10 protein-coding genes are annotated in these 17,523 nt (G+C 40.8%); all 10 read right to left on the bottom strand.

Annotated features, from left to right (window positions below; all coding sequences use genetic code 11):
- Positions 1–69: 69 nt before the first annotated feature.
- Positions 70–5,661, bottom strand: a complete 5,592-nt coding sequence (locus C3K47_RS05770) for an alpha-2-macroglobulin family protein (protein WP_103788160.1) — start codon at positions 5,659–5,661, stop codon at positions 70–72.
- Positions 5,662–5,781: 120 nt separating this feature from the next.
- On the bottom strand, positions 5,782–6,186 hold the full coding sequence (locus C3K47_RS05765) for a hypothetical protein (RefSeq protein ID WP_103788190.1): 405 nt from the start codon (positions 6,184–6,186) through the stop codon (positions 5,782–5,784).
- A 68-nt stretch (positions 6,187–6,254) separates the two neighbouring features.
- Positions 6,255–8,648, bottom strand: coding sequence for a type I DNA topoisomerase (gene topA, locus C3K47_RS05760; RefSeq protein WP_103788159.1), 2,394 nt, complete (start codon positions 8,646–8,648; stop codon positions 6,255–6,257).
- A 200-nt stretch (positions 8,649–8,848) separates the two neighbouring features.
- On the bottom strand, positions 8,849–9,388 hold the full coding sequence (locus C3K47_RS05755; RefSeq protein WP_103788158.1) for a T9SS type A sorting domain-containing protein: 540 nt from the start codon (positions 9,386–9,388) through the stop codon (positions 8,849–8,851).
- A 2-nt stretch (positions 9,389–9,390) separates the two neighbouring features.
- Positions 9,391–12,168 (bottom strand): C1q-like domain-containing protein, encoded by a 2,778-nt coding sequence (locus tag C3K47_RS19790; RefSeq protein ID WP_103788157.1) that lies wholly within the window; start codon positions 12,166–12,168, stop codon positions 9,391–9,393.
- Between the two features lie 262 nt (positions 12,169–12,430).
- Positions 12,431–13,711, bottom strand: a complete 1,281-nt coding sequence (locus tag C3K47_RS05745) for a replication-associated recombination protein A (protein ID WP_207765242.1) — start codon at positions 13,709–13,711, stop codon at positions 12,431–12,433.
- Between the two features lie 52 nt (positions 13,712–13,763).
- Positions 13,764–14,354, bottom strand: coding sequence for a GNAT family N-acetyltransferase (locus C3K47_RS05740; protein ID WP_103788155.1), 591 nt, complete (start codon positions 14,352–14,354; stop codon positions 13,764–13,766).
- A 36-nt stretch (positions 14,355–14,390) separates the two neighbouring features.
- Positions 14,391–14,996 (bottom strand): nicotinamide riboside transporter PnuC, encoded by a 606-nt coding sequence (gene pnuC / locus C3K47_RS05735; RefSeq protein WP_103788154.1) that lies wholly within the window; start codon positions 14,994–14,996, stop codon positions 14,391–14,393.
- Between the two features lie 9 nt (positions 14,997–15,005).
- Entirely contained in the window at positions 15,006–15,692 is a 687-nt protein-coding gene (locus C3K47_RS05730) for a response regulator transcription factor (RefSeq protein WP_103788153.1), read from the bottom strand.
- A gap of 163 nt (positions 15,693–15,855) precedes the next feature.
- Positions 15,856–17,493 (bottom strand): acyl-CoA carboxylase subunit beta, encoded by a 1,638-nt coding sequence (locus C3K47_RS05725; RefSeq protein ID WP_103788152.1) that lies wholly within the window; start codon positions 17,491–17,493, stop codon positions 15,856–15,858.
- Positions 17,494–17,523: the final 30 nt, after the last annotated feature.

Below are 17,523 nucleotides of genomic sequence, written 5' to 3'. Positions count from 1 at the left end.
TTTTGAAAGAAAAAGCCGGATGACAGGTTAAATGAACATCCGGCTTTTTTAAATATGGAGTAATAAACACTATTTATTTGCCATTTCGGCATCACCCTTCACTACTTCCACCAATTGACCTGCAGTTCCTGCACTTATAGTGGCATCGTACATTGCCTCACAATTGGTCGTAGGCAGATAAAACTTACCGATATATGATGCATTTAAAAGTACATGATAGGTAACCGTTCGTCCTGCATTCAAGTTAAAATAGGTGTTCACCCGATCATCCCTTATATCTTTATAAGTTGATGGAGAGGAATTAAACCTATTTTCATCACTGGTTAAACGGGTATTGATAATTTGCCAACCTGAGGGGAACAATTGCGTTAAGGCCATTTGTTCATAGTGACCACGGTTACCAGGATTGGCAACTGTTACTTCAGCAACAAAATCAGTTCCTTGCGCTAAACGAGTAGGATTAACAATGCTGCCATCAAGAGCTTTGTAAACTACATTCATTTTTAAGATGTCGGCATTCCCATGGGCCTCAATAGTTTCCCCAACTTGTGGTCTTCCGCTTAATATTAAACGAACATATAAAATATTGGTACCCTTATTCTGAATAACAGCTTTACCGTTTTTGTTGATATTAACCTGAGAAACTACCGAATTTGAGTTCACCGAACCACTGGTTCCATTTGCTTGGTAACTAAAACTCATTTTTGATCCTGAATTTTCACCACAATACTGAGCAATGGCCAATAACGAATAAGCGGTGGTTTGCGTGCTATACCATTCATCTAAAGCTAATTTTGATGCCACAGTTTGCATCACCCCAGCAGCTTTTTGTTTTTCACCCAGTAAGGATAAGGTTTCGAGGATCATGGCCTGATCACGTAGATCAGAACCAAAGGTTCCTCCCAATTGCCTGTAGGATTTAACTGTTGTAGCCAGACCCTTGATCATCGATTTAGCTACCTCTTCTTGCCCTGCCAATTGGTAGGCTGAAGCCAGTCTCCACTTAGCCTCATTAGAAAGATACTTAAACGCTTTAAGCCTGTTCATTGCTCCTATTTCCGGCGCTTTGCACAAAGCAAGCAAGTATAAGCGGTATGCCTGTGATAAGTCGCCTCCGTAGAAATTATCCGTAGTTGGAGTCCATGAAACGGCTTTGTTCTTTTGATATTTTTTCCATTGCTGAAGCATTACCGGAGGCAGGCTATATCCACGTTTTTGAGATTCAAGAATAAAATGACCAGCATAATTAGTCCCCCATTCATCAGGCTGAGAATCACCGGGCCAATAACCGAAGCCCCCATCAGTTGTTTGAAAGCCTTTCAGTCGGTTAATTGCTGCCTTAACATTTCGGTCAACTTCAGCCTTTTGCCTGTCTGAAAGGTCCATCAGCTGGTTTAATGCAAGTTGTGGAAACACCGATGAAGTAGTTTGTTCCACACAACCATGCGGGTATTGAATCAAATAAGTTAACCTCTTGGCCAGGTTAATTGGTGGAATACTCGAAACTTCAAGCGTACCCTTTGCAGTAGCTAACATTCCGATCATTTGAACCGGTAATGACAATGACTTGTCCGGCATTAGTGTCGCCTGCTGTACCTTGGTAATTACATTATTCGGATTGCGAACCTCAATTTCCACATTATCATCTGCCTTTTCAGCCCCACTTTGAGCAGTTACCCTAACTTTGGCTACCCCTATCGTTTGCTTAACTCTAACATCAAAATAAACTAATTGCTCGCCTGTTTGGGTAAATGTTACAGCTTTTGTGCTTCCACCTATTATCTCTAAAAACGGATTTGCCTGAACAGTTACGGAAGCATTACGAATATTTCGCTCCATGGCAAAAACACTTACCGGCAGCTTAAAGGTTTCACCCGGGCTTAACACTCTTGGCAATGTGGTCAATAGCATTAATGGTTTTTTAACGGCCACGGCCTGCTCAGCAAAACCATAAGCGCCTTTTTGTCCGGCTATGAGCATTACCTTTACAGAACCTACATATGGTGGTAACTTAACTTTATGGGAGTTTGAACCATTAGCTTTTAACGCAAAAGGCCCTAAAAACTTAACTACCGGTTTAAATCGATTAGCGCGATTTGCCGCTGCAGCTTTTCCCCCGCTTTGATCACCACCTATACTTAAAATACGCTCCAAATCACCGCCCCATGCTCCTAACACATAATCATATAAATCCCAGGTTTTTACACCCAGTGCTTCACGGGCATAAAAAGCGGCATAAGGATTAGGGGTTTTGTAACGGGTGATATCCAGTAAACCTTCATCAACTAAAGCAACTGTGTAGGTCATTTCTTTACCCGATGCTTCAGCTACAGAGAAGTTCACTTCACTTTCGGGCCTGATGCTAGTTGGAATTTTAAGAATAGGCTTTAAAACATTGTTTTTATCTTCTACGGTAATTGGAATGGCACCATACATTCGAATGGGCTTATCGTTTACGGTTTGCGAGTGCGGCTGTAACAAGCTAACATTAACAAATACATTGGGCGACATGCTGCTTTCTGCCTTAAACTTAAACTGAGTTTCTCCTTTTGCGGCATCAACCCAATAGGTTTTCACTACTTTGCTTCCCGATTCGATGCTTATAAGCGCTCTGCCACCCTGAGCAGATGGAATAGAAAGCTTAACCTCATCACCAACATTATATTTTTCTTTATCACTGGTAAATGTTAACATGGTTGCTGCGGTACTTCCTGTCCCATCGCTGCGTGTACTCCAATATGGATTATCTAAATACACCACTTTACCCGTAACGTGCCCGCTCTTTAAATCGCGAACTCTTACCAAATACCGTCCCCAATCATCATCACTTACTTTAAGGTTCCACTGCCCTTTGCCGTTTTGCAGTACAACCTTTTCTTGTTTTATAAATTTATTGTATTCATCCTGAGTGAAATTGCTAAAGTCATCATCACTTTCGTCCCACCACCATTTCCAACTGATTTTGTACAATTCAACTTCAACCTGGCGCTGCCCTCCAATTAATGCCCCGGAAGTGTTAACATTAGCTATATCAATAGGAATGTTCTTTCCGGTTGGCAACATATCAGTATACTCATCCCCTTCCGGAGCTTTAATCCCTACATAAGAGTTAAAAACATGATAAGATAGGCTGAAGTTATCAATACTAAAGTTTCCACCAGGCTCAAAAACCTTGATCAGGAAGTTGGCATTTAACATCCCCGGGGCTGTATTTTCAACAGAAATATTGGCTTGAACCGGCGCATTGCCGTTATCATCAAGTTGTCCATCGAAAATAGTTTTATTCTCCGTTGAAAACGCTGCAACAGGATCTTGAAACGTATAATCGTTAAGTCCTTTAAATGAAGTAGTAGCCGCAGACAAGGAAACGTCGACTTTGGCTTTTAAACTATGTGCAGTTCCTCCAAACAGCCATTTAGCATTTAAAGTGGCCGTTGGATTTTCACCTTTAACCAACTCTTTTTTACCAAAATCAAGATTGATCTTTAAACGATTAGGCATAATGGTTTCTATGCGAAGCACTTTTTGAAATTCGGCCCCACCCACTTTTACCTTTGCAACCCAATTACCGGTTGGTGAATTCACATCGGTTGCTGTTGGGAATGTATAAAATCCATTCAATGATTTAGTTTGAACTATCTTTTTATAGAGTTGACCTTTAGGGTTGTATAGTTCGAAACTTACCGGATGCCCTTGTGGAAGTTTATTCTCTTTATCTTCTAAAATAAAGCTCACAAAGATTGAATCGCCCGGGCGCCAAACCCCGCGTTCGCCATAAATAAACCCTTTAATCCCCTTTTGCACTTCGTCGCCACCCAAATTAAACTTACTAATAGGCAATGATCCGCCATCATCCAACTTCAGATAACCTCTTTGGTCGCCCTTTTTAGCGAGCAGTAAAAACGGTTGCTTAGGTAAATTGAGCATTGCCAGCCCCTCATCATCTGTTTTAGCCTTACCCAAAACCTGTCGCTGATAATCCAGCAGCTCCACTTCTACTCCAGCTATAGACTTGGTGGTCAATAGTTCTGTAATAGCCACAAGCATTGAATTATCATTACCGCGCTTGGCAATGATACCCAGATTGGAAGCCATTACATTTCTAACGGCCCATTGTTCTTTGTTGTAGTAGGATAATTTACATGGATCCTTACGTTCATCCCAACTGTAGCCATAAGGGTAATAGGAATCGTACCTCCTCCAAAAATCATCATCCTCATCAATCTTTTCTCCATAGTACTCCCTTTCTTCATCTTCTGTTTCTGTAGTATCCTGTTCACAGTTAACTAATGAATACTCCCTTCTAAAACCAATTGTAATCCGATAAATGGCCCCGGGTTCAGTCCTGATCAACTTATCAAGATCAAGGGCAAAACGATTCTTTTTATTTAGCCGAAGTCCTTTGTCGGTATCTAAATAAATCGTTTTCTGCACCACCGGTTTAGCCACCCGTCGCAAATCATACTGACCATTCAGGTCATTTTGCTGCAGATATTGAGGAATATTGTTTTCATATATTTTGATGATGGTAACATCCACTGCCTTCAGGTTGGAGGCATAAAAAGGCATCACCAATTTTCCGCCTGAAGGAATAATTACTCCCTTGCCCGGAATTTCAACTGATGGGAAACTATTCTCAAAAAACACATTGGCTTCCATTGGATAGGCCATTGCTTTGTCTGCAATGTTTTTTATTCCGTTGGAAACCCTAACCGAATAACTTTCATTCAATTTATCGGGAGCAAAAACTTTCACCTCACTTCCCGAGATCGTATAACGCAGATCAGAAACCTCTGAAATTGTTATTAAGCCATCCAAATCCTGATTAATGGCTACCGGTACGGAAAACTGCACTAAAACATATTGTTCAGCATCGTTCACCGCACGTATCGACAACACCTTGAAATCATTTAAGGCTGGCAATGGGGCCGTATAATTCGTTGTTTTATCAATATCCAAGGCGGCTCCATTGCTTCTTACTTCCAAAATCTGGGTGGTAGTATTCTTTTGCAAACTATCAATGGTAAAACGATGGGTCCGCAATTCATTTTCATGTGTCCATTTTACCACTTTGTTGTTATTACCAAAGCCCGCAGAAACTGTTTGTTCTACCTTTTCCGGATCTTCGGCATCAGCAGTATAAACCACACCCGAAAAACTCATTTGATCCATCGAATTATCCAATGATTTAAAACCATTGTATTCCATGCTCAATGAAGGTTTGATCGTTGAAAAACCGAATTCGAAATCTGCATATTGATCGGGGACCTTAGTCACCTTGCCAAGCTTAAACTCCACTTTATAAGCTTGATCGGCTTTCATATCTTCCTCCGGTCTGAATTCAACAGTTCGGGCATCCACCCAAAATGCTTTTCCTTTTAAAGCCGGACTAATACTGAACAAGCCGTCTTCAAGCGGCTCATCGGCAGCATGTATTGTTTCAGTTTGAGCGGCCAACTGGATCCGTACATTACTTTGTTTAGAGACCACCCCCGAAGTGTAAGCTTCGATAAACTCATTAAAAGCAGTACTGGACTCTTGTAAGCCCTTTTTACATGAGATCAGATAATACGAAGACCCCATTGCTACAATTATGAAAGCAAATAAGGAGCTTAATACTAATTTTCGATTGGTAAGATGATTTTTAAGGCTAGCTAACATATGATAAGAATGTGCCTTAAAGGTGTTAAAAAAAATAATCAGTTAAATATTATTCTAAAAAAAAGAGGCCTTTTCAATCATGTTGAAAAGACCTCTTTTTATATTATTAAACAGATTTTATTATTGAATCATTACGCCCACTTTATCAATTAACGGGAGTTTAATAAAATTATCTTCAACCACGCTTTCAGGTAAAAAAACATACTTTTTATCGTATAAAACACCGTCTTTATAAAAACTTACCCAATACTCGTTTGTAAGTCCGAACACCTGCTCATCAATAGCCTCCACTTTTGCATAGTCGTTTCCACTAACAATACCAATTGAATGTCTTAAGACCGAAGTTTTAACCTCTTTTCCATTATGCGTCCCGAATCCCCGCGAACTAACCAAAACTGTTTCCATTGAGGTTTTATTTAGGTTCAACAGGTAAACATTCCACTCTCTGCTTTCCGCCGATTCTTTTTCGAGGGCAATTACTATTGCTACATCCTTAACTATATTTTCGGGAAGATCTTTTTTCACTTTACTATTCTTAAAAAAAAGTCCATGATCCATAGGCAATGGACCATGGACTTTTGTGTATTAAAAAACTATTTCTTTTTTGCTGCCGGTTTTTTTGCCGGAGCCTTTTTGGCTGTTGTTTTTGCAGCTGTTGCCTTTGCAGGAACCTTTTTCTTAGTACCGGCTTTCTCTGCCGCTGTGTCCTGATCGGCTAATTGCTTACATATCTCATAAGTTAAGGAAGCAGGATCAGTTCCCTTTGGTATTTTAACATTTTGTTTACCAAAAGCAATGTAAGGCCCCCAACGACCATTCAATACTTTAACATTTTCGTCTTCAGTAAAAGATTTGATCAGCTTATTGGCATCTTTTTCACGCTTAATTAAAATGAGCTCAATTGAGCGATTTTCGTCAATTGTATACGGATCATCTTCTTTAGTTAACGAATAAAAGGCATTGTTATGACGAATATACGGACCGAAACGGCCTATTGCCACTGTCATTTCCTTATCTTCAAAAACACCTACCTTTTTAGGAAGTTTAAACAAATCTAATGCCTCTTCAAAGGTAATGGTTTCAATCATCTGACCGGCCTTTAAACTGGCATAACGTGGTTTATCCTCATCGTCGTTTTCACCGATCTGAACATAAGGTCCATAACGGCCAATATGCACCGAAATACGCTTACCGCTCTCCGGGTCGAAGCCCAGTTCACGATCGGCACGCACACGGTCAGCGGTCTTTATGGTATTTTCAACATTCTCATGGAAGGGATTGTAGAAAGAGCGGATCATTTCTGTCCATTCCTTCATACCCTGTGCAATTTCGTCGAATTCTTTTTCTACAGTGGCTGTAAAATTATAGTCAACCACCTTATCAAAATATTGAACAAGGAAATCATTTACCAAAGCACCAATATCACTTGGGAACAATTTAGATTTTTCATTTCCGAAGGTTTCGCTTTCTACCTTTTTATCAATTTTACCATCTTTCAATGTTAAAACCTGATAGTTACGCTGTTTACCATCTCTATCCTCTTTAACAACATACCCGCGTTTTTGTATAGTTGAAATAGTTGGAGCATAAGTAGAAGGTCGACCGATGCCAAGTTCCTCCAGCTTTTTAACCAAACTAGCCTCTGTATAACGAGCCGAAGGACGAGAAAAACGCTCAGCGGCGGTCATTTCTTTTATTTCTAATGCTTGTCCTTGCGACAATGGAGGTAAAATGGACGTATTTTCATCATCATTCAGATCTTCATCATCATGAGACTCCATATAAACCTTTAAAAAACCATCAAATTTCAATACTTCTCCCTGAGCTTGAAATTCTTCAGAACGAGTGGAAACACCAATTTTAACATTTGTGCGCTCGAAAGCGGCATCACTCATTTGAGATGCAATGGCACGTTTCCAAATCAATTCATACAAACGACGCTCAGCCGCTTCTCCATCAATTGAGTGGTCATTAAAATAAGTTGGACGAATAGCTTCGTGAGCCTCCTGGGCTCCTGAAGTTTTGGTTTTATATTTTCTAAGATGATGATATTGATTGCCGTAAGCCGAATTGATCTCTTTTTCAGCGGCCTGTAAAGCCGTATCAGAGAGATTCACTGAATCGGTACGCATATAGGTAATTTTTCCAGCCTCGTATAAACGTTGTGCAACTTGCATGGTACGGCTTACCGAATACCCTAGTTTGCGAGATGCTTCCTGTTGCAAAGTTGAGGTGGTAAATGGTGGTGCCGGTGTACGTTTTGCAGGTTTAACCTCCAATCCATTTACTTTGAAATTGGCACCTAAACTATCTTGCAGAAATTTCTCTCCTTCCTCAACGGTTTTAAAACGATGAGGTAACTCTGCCTTTAAATTAACTTTTTTACCATCGGTTGAAAACAAGGCTGTGATCTTAAACTGAGCCTCTGCTTTAAATTGATTTATTTCACGTTCACGTTCAACAATTAAACGAACCGCTACTGATTGAACACGACCCGCGGATAACGAAGGTTTAACCTTTTTCCAAAGAATAGGCGACAATTCAAAACCTACCAAACGGTCGAGCACGCGGCGAGCCTGTTGCGCGTGTACCAGTCCGTAATCAATTTTACGTGGATTATCAATGGCTTTTAAAATGGCAGGCTTGGTAATTTCATGAAACACAATTCGCTTGGTCTTCGACTCATCCAACCCTAAGGTTTGCAACAAGTGCCATGAAATGGCTTCTCCTTCACGGTCCTCATCGGACGCCAACCATACCGTTTCGGCTTCCTTGGCTAATTTCTTTAATTCAGAAACGACTGCACGTTTATCATCGGGCACTTCATATTTCTGAGCAAAGTTGTTCTTAACATCAATCGCATCATCGCCCTTAGCCAAGTCGCGTATATGACCAAAACTTGACTTTACCAGGAATTCGTTTCCCAAATACCCTTCAATGGTTTTAGCCTTAGCCGGTGACTCAACGATCAATAAATTTTTAGCCATAGAAAACAAATTTTTCGCAAATAAACTAAATCTTTTACAATACGAACAAACAATAAAAAAGGGAATTGTTTTCCAATCCCCGGTAAATACATTCCTATTAAATTGACTTTAAAGTATTTGACTAGAAATATCGATGCCCGAAATTTTAAACCGCTGTCACTATTTTTATGCCAAAAAGGTCGATTTTACAACTGTGACCACTATTCTATAGCCAATGCCCTTTCATATTTATTATTATTGATGTAAACCTCAACATAATATCCACCTACTGCTAAGTGCTTTACGTCAATTGGTATCTCAACATTTCCCCTCTCATATTTTTTTGAAAATGTACTTAAAATTCTACCTAATTGATCCAAAACTTCTACTCTCACGTTAGCTGGTTCGTCTAATACAAACTTCACTTTAGTTAAAAAATTAGTAGGGTTAGGATAAAGCACTAAATCGAATCCTTTAACTTCCAACAATTCTGTAAAGCGATTACTCAATAAATGGGGCTGCTCAAATCCCTGTGTTAATGAATTGCTGTTAACCACCAACGTTTGAATAATGGGTTCACCAATACAATATTGTAAACTTACACCATCGGATGTTTGGCTAAAACCACCGCCACTTGCAAATACATATTGGTTTATATCTGCTATTTGTCGTTTAACAACATCGGGATTACGTACCGAAACCTGTGCCTTCAATCCATTAAAAAACAATAAGCCCAAGCATAAACACAATACAGATTTCATAGTTAAAAGAGTTTAAACCCGCTAAAATAAGAATACTGACTTCCCCAGTAGAGCTTCTTTGTTTTACCCTTCGTGTTATTAAGCAGAAGAGCCAGCGTAACCGTATCATTTTGATTAAGGTAGATATCTACGTTAAGCTGCATGGTAATGGTTCCTGAATTATTTTCAGGGCTAACCGCTACACGGTATTTTGCACCGTTCTTTTTTAAAATCAAGGTGGTTAAACCTGCATATGGAGCACTATCAACCGTAATGGCTACGTTAAAATGATAACCGCCGGCCGAAGGAGCCTTAAATACTCCAGTAGTATCATAAACATTTCCCCGATCAAAATTTTCTTTATTAAATTTTAAAGCGAACTCAGTACCCACGGTTACATTAACAGCTTTTGCGGTATCAGTTGGAGGAACAGCTTCAAAAGCTGCACTAACTGTACCTCCTCCACCCGACGGAGTTTGCCAGGTTGCATTGCCATCTTGGTCGGATGTAAGAACTTTGCCGGCACCGGCTCCCTGACCTTTTATTTGAACTTTACCATCTGTAACCAACGCTTTTCCGTTAGTTGTTGTGGCTGTAAAACTACCGCCAATACCACTTCCTGTAGCTTGTCCGGCAACACCGGCACCTGTATTTGATGTAGAACCGTTAATAGCATTACCCGTACCTATGGTTGTGCTTCTAACACCGTGATTAGTATTTGTAGCCGAACCTATAGTAATTACAGCTGCGGGTCCTAAACCGTTGTTAGTTGCCGAAAATGTAGTACCTGAACCTGTACTTGTTAGCCCAAACGCTGTTGCCGTAGTAAATACACTACCTACAAATGGTAACGTTAATCCACCTCCATCAATAGCCGGAGACCAACTGCTTCCATTCCATTTCAGTACTTGTCCGCTATCAGGAGCAGTGGTTGCAATTGGCCGTGTTTGAAGCTTTACAACTGTAGGGTTAGGATAATTTCCAGACAGATCGCCTCCGGCAGCTCCTGTTGCACCACCACCTCCTCCACCCGCAGGACCGGCAGGACCTTGAGGACCTTGTGGACCAGCTGGTCCTTGTGGGCCCTGTGGACCAATAGGGCCCGTTAAACCTTGTGCTCCGGTCGCTCCAGTGGCCCCTGTATTACCTTTGGCACCCTGAGGACCGACAGGACCGGTTGCGCCGGTTGCACCAGTTGCTCCAGTATCACCTTTAGCGCCTTGAGGTCCGGCTGCTCCGGCAGGGCCCGTTGCTCCGATATCACCTTTGGCGCCCTGAGATCCGGCTGGACCGGCGGGACCGGTTGCTCCAGTTGCACCGGTATCACCTTTAGCTCCTTGAGGTCCGGCTGGACCGGCTGGACCGGCAGGTCCTGGAGGACCAACAGTTCCGCTAATGGTTTGCCATGTGGCATTACCCGTTGCATCCGAGGTTAAAACTTTACCTGAACCTTCTCCGATCCCTTTAAATTGAAGACTCCCCTGTGTTACCAATGCCTTACCTGAAGTTGAACTAAATGAACCGCCCAAACCAGAGCCATTAGCCTGACCAAATACAGCAGCTCCGGTTCCGATAGTTGTTGCACTTATAGCATTATTTGTATTTGTTACGGCCCCAATACTAAACACACCTGTAGGGCCCAAACCATTATTAGTGGCCGAAAAAGTGGTGCCTGTTCCGGTACTGGTCAATCCGAATACAATACCTGAATAATATAGACTACCCGTAAAAGGCAAAGTCAACCCTCCGCTGCCACCTGAAAACGTACTTGGAGTCCAAGCGCTGCCGTTCCATTGCAATACCTGGCCATTAGAAGGCGTGTTAGATGATACTGCGAAATTTTGGATTTTTATTACTGATGGATTTGGATACGTTCCGCTTAAGTCGCCACCAGCTGATGCACCCTCAATAGATCCGGAAGGACCAGGTATACCTTGTGGGCCTTGTGGTCCGGCAGGACCAGTTGCACCGGCAGGTCCTTGTGGACCGGTAGCACCGGTAGCACCTTGCGGGCCGGCAGGTCCGGCAGGTCCTACTACTGTTTTGCAATCACCTGGAGGGCCGGCAACTCCTTGTGGGCCTTGTGCACCTTTCGGACCTTGAGAACCGGTATCCCCTTTCGGACCTTGTGCACCAGTGGCGCCAACATTTCCTTTTTCTCCTTGTAGCCCTTGAGCCCCCACTGGTCCCTGAATTCCGGTTTCACCTTTAGGCCCTTGCGCTCCTGTAGCACCTGTGGCACCTTGTAACCCCTGTGCCCCTTGTGGCCCCATAGGTCCTTGTGCTCCCTGAGGACAACAACAAGTATCACTTGCTGTTTGATTGGGCTGTGTAACGGTATTAACTACCTGAGTGGTAGGTTTTACAGTCCCTAATTCTTTGCTTCCGGGCGAAGAACTACCTAGCGAATACAATGCATAAGGTACAGCTGTCAGTTCAACAACACCTATCTGGCTGAAATTAGTCCCCCCTTTTAAATCGGCTTCAATTTTCACATATTGATTGGCACTGCTCCACTTTATCTCTGAAAAACGCCCCTGAACAGGGGTTCCCCGGCCTATAGTGTGATTTATCAGGCCGTACTGATTAGTGCTGAGTTGTTGTGTTTCAGCATATTCAATAGCACCCGAACCGGATCCACTCAATACGCTAAATCGCATATTCACCTTTTGATTGGCAAGTGGTGTTCCCGAAGAATTACGAATGATCGTTTGGTAGTTGAAGCCCGTTAAGCCATTTTGTCCAAAGACTTGGAAAGAAATGGAGAGGATCAACAAAAGAGCGTAAATCTTAGCTTTCATCTGATCTAACTTAAAGATTAAACCCAAAAGTTGATTAACGCGCCTGTTAGAAAACTTTATAACGAAAAAGAGAATGTCTTAAATGATGATGAGATTTTTATACGGTCTGATCTAATTGAGATGATATTGTACGCCTGTCATAAAGCTTATTGGTTTGAGACGCTTTCTTAAATTTAGTCAATAAAAGAGATTTATTTTAGAAAAAGTTTATAAGGCTTATTTGCTTAAGAAACCACAACTAAAATCCCAATCAATTCGTAAATCAATAGCCATACTTGTTTTTCCAGCGTTGCCTTAAAAACTGGCGCAGTTGAACTTCTTTGGCATTATCACCGGGCTCATATATTTTTTGACCGGCCAATTCATCCGGCAGAAATTCCTGCTCAATAAAGTTATCGGTGTAATCGTGCGAATAAAGGTAATCCTTACCATAGTTCAACTCTTTCATCAGCTTTGTAGGAGCATTACGCAGATGCAAAGGAACGGGCAAATCCCCTGTTTGTTTAACCAATTGCTGAGCCTTTCCAATTGCCAGATAAGAAGCATTACTTTTGGGAGAGGTGGCCAAATAAACAGCACATTGGCTAAGAATGATCCTGCTTTCGGGATAACCGATAGTTTGAACGGCCTGAAAAGTATTGTTAGCCATAATTAAAGCGGTAGGATTGGCATTCCCAATATCTTCAGAAGCAGCAATAAGCATTCTTCGGGCAATAAACTTCAAATCTTCCCCTCCCTCAATCATTCGGGCCAACCAATATACCGCGCCATTCGGGTCGCTTCCTCTTATAGATTTTATAAAGGCCGAGATAATATCGTAGTGTTGTTCTCCTGATTTATCATAAAAGGATCCATTCTTTTGTGCCATTGAAGCTACCAAATCATTGGTAATGGTTAACGGATTTTGAGATGAACCGGCAACAACAAGTTCGAGCGTATTGAGCAACTTACGGGCATCGCCACCTGAAATCCGAATTAAAGCATCCGTTTCTTTTAATTCAATTTTGCGTTTGTTTAACACTTCATCCGCAACAAGGGCTTTATGCAGTAATGAATCAAGGTTGGCTTTAGTAAAATGATTTAATACATAAACTTGGCAACGTGATAGCAATGCGGGGATCACTTCAAAACTGGGATTTTCGGTTGTGGCTCCAATTAAGGTCACCAAACCTTTTTCAACCGCGCCTAATAAGGAGTCTTGCTGCGACTTACTGAAACGGTGGATCTCATCAATAAAAAGGATTGGACGTTGTGCAAACATTCCCCGATTTGCCGATGCACTGTCAATTACTTCACGAACATCTTTAACGCCGGCATTTACTGCACTTAATTGGTAAAACGGGCGTTTTGCAGTATTTGCTATAATTAATGCTAAAGTAGTTTTTCCGGTTCCGGGCGGGCCCCAAAAAATCATAGAAGGAAAGGCATCCATCATGATCATTTTACGCAATACACCCTCCTCTCCAACTAAATGAGTTTGACTGATGTAATCATCCAATGTTTTAGGGCGAAGTCGCTCGGCTAATGGCTGCATCGTACTTATGATTTATTAGGAGTACGAATTAACGAATTTTTTGCTAATTTTTTTAGGAACACTAAATATCTAGTCTTACAATAGCTCTGCTTTTCCCATTTTGCTTTACAACCTCAAAGCCATTTGATAGAAAGGCACTCAAAATCCCAACCCATAAGAAAGCTGGCGGAACCTTGTTATCGTTAGGAAGCGAAGGGTAAGCTTCCAAGGTTTTTATTCCTTTAGATCTTGCGAAATCAATTGCACCTTTAATGAGTAATTTTGATAAACCGACTCTACGAAACTCCTTCCCAATAAAAAAACAAGTAATAGACCAAACCGGCTTATCATCTATCCGTTTTAATGATCTGGATTTTTCAATTTTAAGATAATCTTCACGTGGGGCCAATGCTATCCAACCAATAGGCTCTTTTTCAATGAATGCCAATAAACCAACAGACTTTCCTTCGTTTACCAAAGAGTGCATTTTCAATCTGTTGCCCTCGTATTTATACTCGTTAAATTCATTGGTAGTTAACCGAAAAGCCATGCACCAGCAACCGCCACATCCACCTTTATCTCCCATCAGCTTTTCAAACTGAAACCAGTTATTCACTGTTAGTTCCTGAAAATTAAGATCAGTGTACGTTAGTGCTGTTAAGTTTGTATCCATCGCCTCAAACTTAAAGTTGAAACAGTTATTTCAAAATTAAGCATATTGAGGTTTAACCAATCTAGCGGTCCATTGTTTTAGGCCAATAATATTGAGAATTATCATAGCGAGATACAGTATGCACAGCAGATACAACTGTTTATAAAAATACATAGGAAGGGTAACAATAACGCCATAGAGCCAATAGATCCAATTTTCAATTTTCTTTTTGATCATCAGATAGGTTGCCACAAAGCCGGCAGAGGTTATGCTGGTATCGAGTTCACTATAATCACTTTTGATGATATACTTAAATACCAACAGCAAAACGAACCACAAAACCAAAAAGGTGATAAAATATAAAACGTTTTCTTTAAGGCTTGCCCAGGAGGGCATAAATTGATCGTTAAGTGATTCTGATTTTGCATTCCAATAGATCCAGCCATAAACAGAGGTTACAATGAAATAAACATCGATCACTATTCCAGCGTAAATCTTAGCCGAATAAATAAGAAAAATATGCAGAAACGAACTTACAATGGTTCCGGGATACACCCAAACATGCTCTTTGATCAGCAAAAAAACATTTATAAAGCCGATTATAACTACCGACAGCTCTAAAACTGACAAATTTTGAAGTGCTTTTAAAACAGAATCAAGCATGAATAAAACTTAAGAGATACCACATTCTTTTGCCAGGGCAACCATTTCAGCTGTATTAGAAGTGTTCATTTTTTCCTGAATATTTCTTCGGTGGGTTTGCACGGTCAGCAAACTTATATTTAGCTCTTCAGCTATTTTTTTATTTGAAAAGCCCATTCCAACATGTTTTAAGATCTCTTTTTCCCTGCTGGTGAGCTTTTCAATCAGATATTGATTTCTGAAAGTTAAAACCTCTTTTAAAGCCTCTGCCGATTGAGCAATGGTATGCATACTCCCACTCAGCTCCACGTCAACACAAAGGATTTCAACCGCTTTTTCTTCGGCCTCTTTAAATGAAGTAGCCCAACCGGCATACCATTTCCAGTTTTCGCTTCCTTTTTTGCGGGTACGAAATATACCCCCAAAGTTATCTTCAATAGGGGCGCTATAATGCTGAATGCTATCTTCCGGAATATTTAAATCATTAGGATGTATAGTTTCTTTAAAAAACTCATACCCTATCGCTGTTGCCTCTTTAAGTAAGTAACCAGTAGATAATTCATGAGTTTGATTGCACCAAACAATCTTTTTTTCGTTAAGATCAGAAACGTAAATATTGGCCGGTAATTTATGAATAACAGCATTTAGAAATTCAAGCTCTTTTTCCAGCTCATCTATTCTTTTTTTAAGCACCTCGATCTCGTTACTTTGCTCCATGCCTTTAAATTTGCGTAAATATAATTATAGGCTGAATAGTTGCAATAGATACCAAGTGCTTGGGTGTGTAAAATTTCCAAATCAATCTGATAAAATGAACAAACGGCCGGAACAATGATGTTTTTCATTATTTACGACCGTTATTTAGTAAGTTTCTAAATTATCAAACCTGCAAAACTCCAACACTAAAAGGCTTTTCTATCGGTGCATGATTAGCAGCTTCAATACCTATTGATATCCATTTTCGGGTATCTAAAGGATCGATTATCTCATCCACCCATAAACGGGCGGCGGCATAATAAGGCGTAGTTTGATTATTATATCTATCTGTAATTTCTTTTAAAAGCTTTTGTTCTTTTTCATCCGTTATTTCTTCGCCTTTTGCTTTTAATGATGCTTCCTGGATTTGCAGTAAGGTTTTTGCTGCCTGAGAACCACCCATTACAGCAATTTTTGCAGTAGGCCAAGCAGCAATAAAGCGGGGGTCATAGGCTTTTCCGCACATGGCATAATTGCCAGCACCATAAGAGTTACCTATAACTATGGTAAATTTCGGCACTACAGAATTAGCGACAGCATTTACCATTTTGGCCCCATCCTTAATAATTCCCCCCTGCTCAGAACGTGAACCTACCATAAAGCCAGTAACATCCTGCAAAAACACCAGGGGAATTTTCTTCTGATTGCAATTCATGATAAAGCGGGTGGCTTTGTCCGCCGAATCAGAATAAATAACTCCGCCAAACTGCATCTCCCCCTTTTTAGACTTTACTACTTTACGCTGATTGGCCACAATACCAACTGCCCAGCCGTTTATACGCGCATATCCGCATAAGATCGATTTGCCATATAATTCTTTGTATTCATCAAATTCAGAATTATCAACCAAACGATGGATAATATCAAGCATTTCAAACTGTTTATCCCGACTATCAGGTAGCAGTTTATAAATTTCTTTTTGATCATATAAAGGCATTTTGGCTGCTACCCTGTTAAAGCCTGCTTTGAGATTATCACCAATTTTATCAACTAACGAGCGGATCTTATCCAAGCAATCCTGGTCATTCTCACATTTATAATCGGTTACCCCTGATATTTCGGAATGTGTAGTTGCTCCACCCAAGGTTTCATTATCAATATCTTCTCCTATGGCTGATTTCACCAAATACGAACCCGCCAGAAAAACCGAACCAGTACCTTCAACAATCAATGCTTCATCACTCATGATTGGCAGATAAGCCCCCCCAGCCACACATGAACCCATTATTGCAGCAATTTGTACAATGCCTTTTGATGACATGATAGCATTATTCCTGAAAATGCGACCAAAGTGTTCCTTATCTGGAAAAATTTCGTCCTGCATAGGCAGGTAAACCCCGGCACTATCGACCAAATAAATAATCGGCAAATGATTTTCCATCGCTATCTCCTGGGCACGAAGATTCTTTTTAGCCGTCATTGGAAACCATGCACCAGCTTTTACGGTGGCATCGTTAGCTACAATCACACAAAGTCTTCCCGAAACATAACCCAAACCTGTAATTACCCCGGCTGCAGGACAACCTCCAGCTTCGGCATACATCTCGTAGGCGGCAAATGTTCCAAATTCAGTAAACTCAGTGGTTGGATCTATCAGGTATGCGATGCGCTCTCTTGCAAGCAGTTTGCCTTTTTCCTTTTGTTTCGCAGCGGCTTTTTCCCCTCCACCTAAGTGCAGTTTCTTTCGGCGCGACTTTAATTCATAAAGCAATTGTTTATTAATGTCTTCGTTGCGGCTAATCTCCAATTGTTGATCAAGCATAAGGTAAATTTGATTATTGAATTCGAAAAA

Source organism: Solitalea longa (assembly GCF_002920915.1).
Classification (GTDB): Bacteria; Bacteroidota; Bacteroidia; order Sphingobacteriales; family Sphingobacteriaceae; genus Solitalea; species Solitalea longa.
Note: the sequence above shows the minus strand (reverse complement) of the source record. Positions and strands in the feature narration are given on the sequence as shown.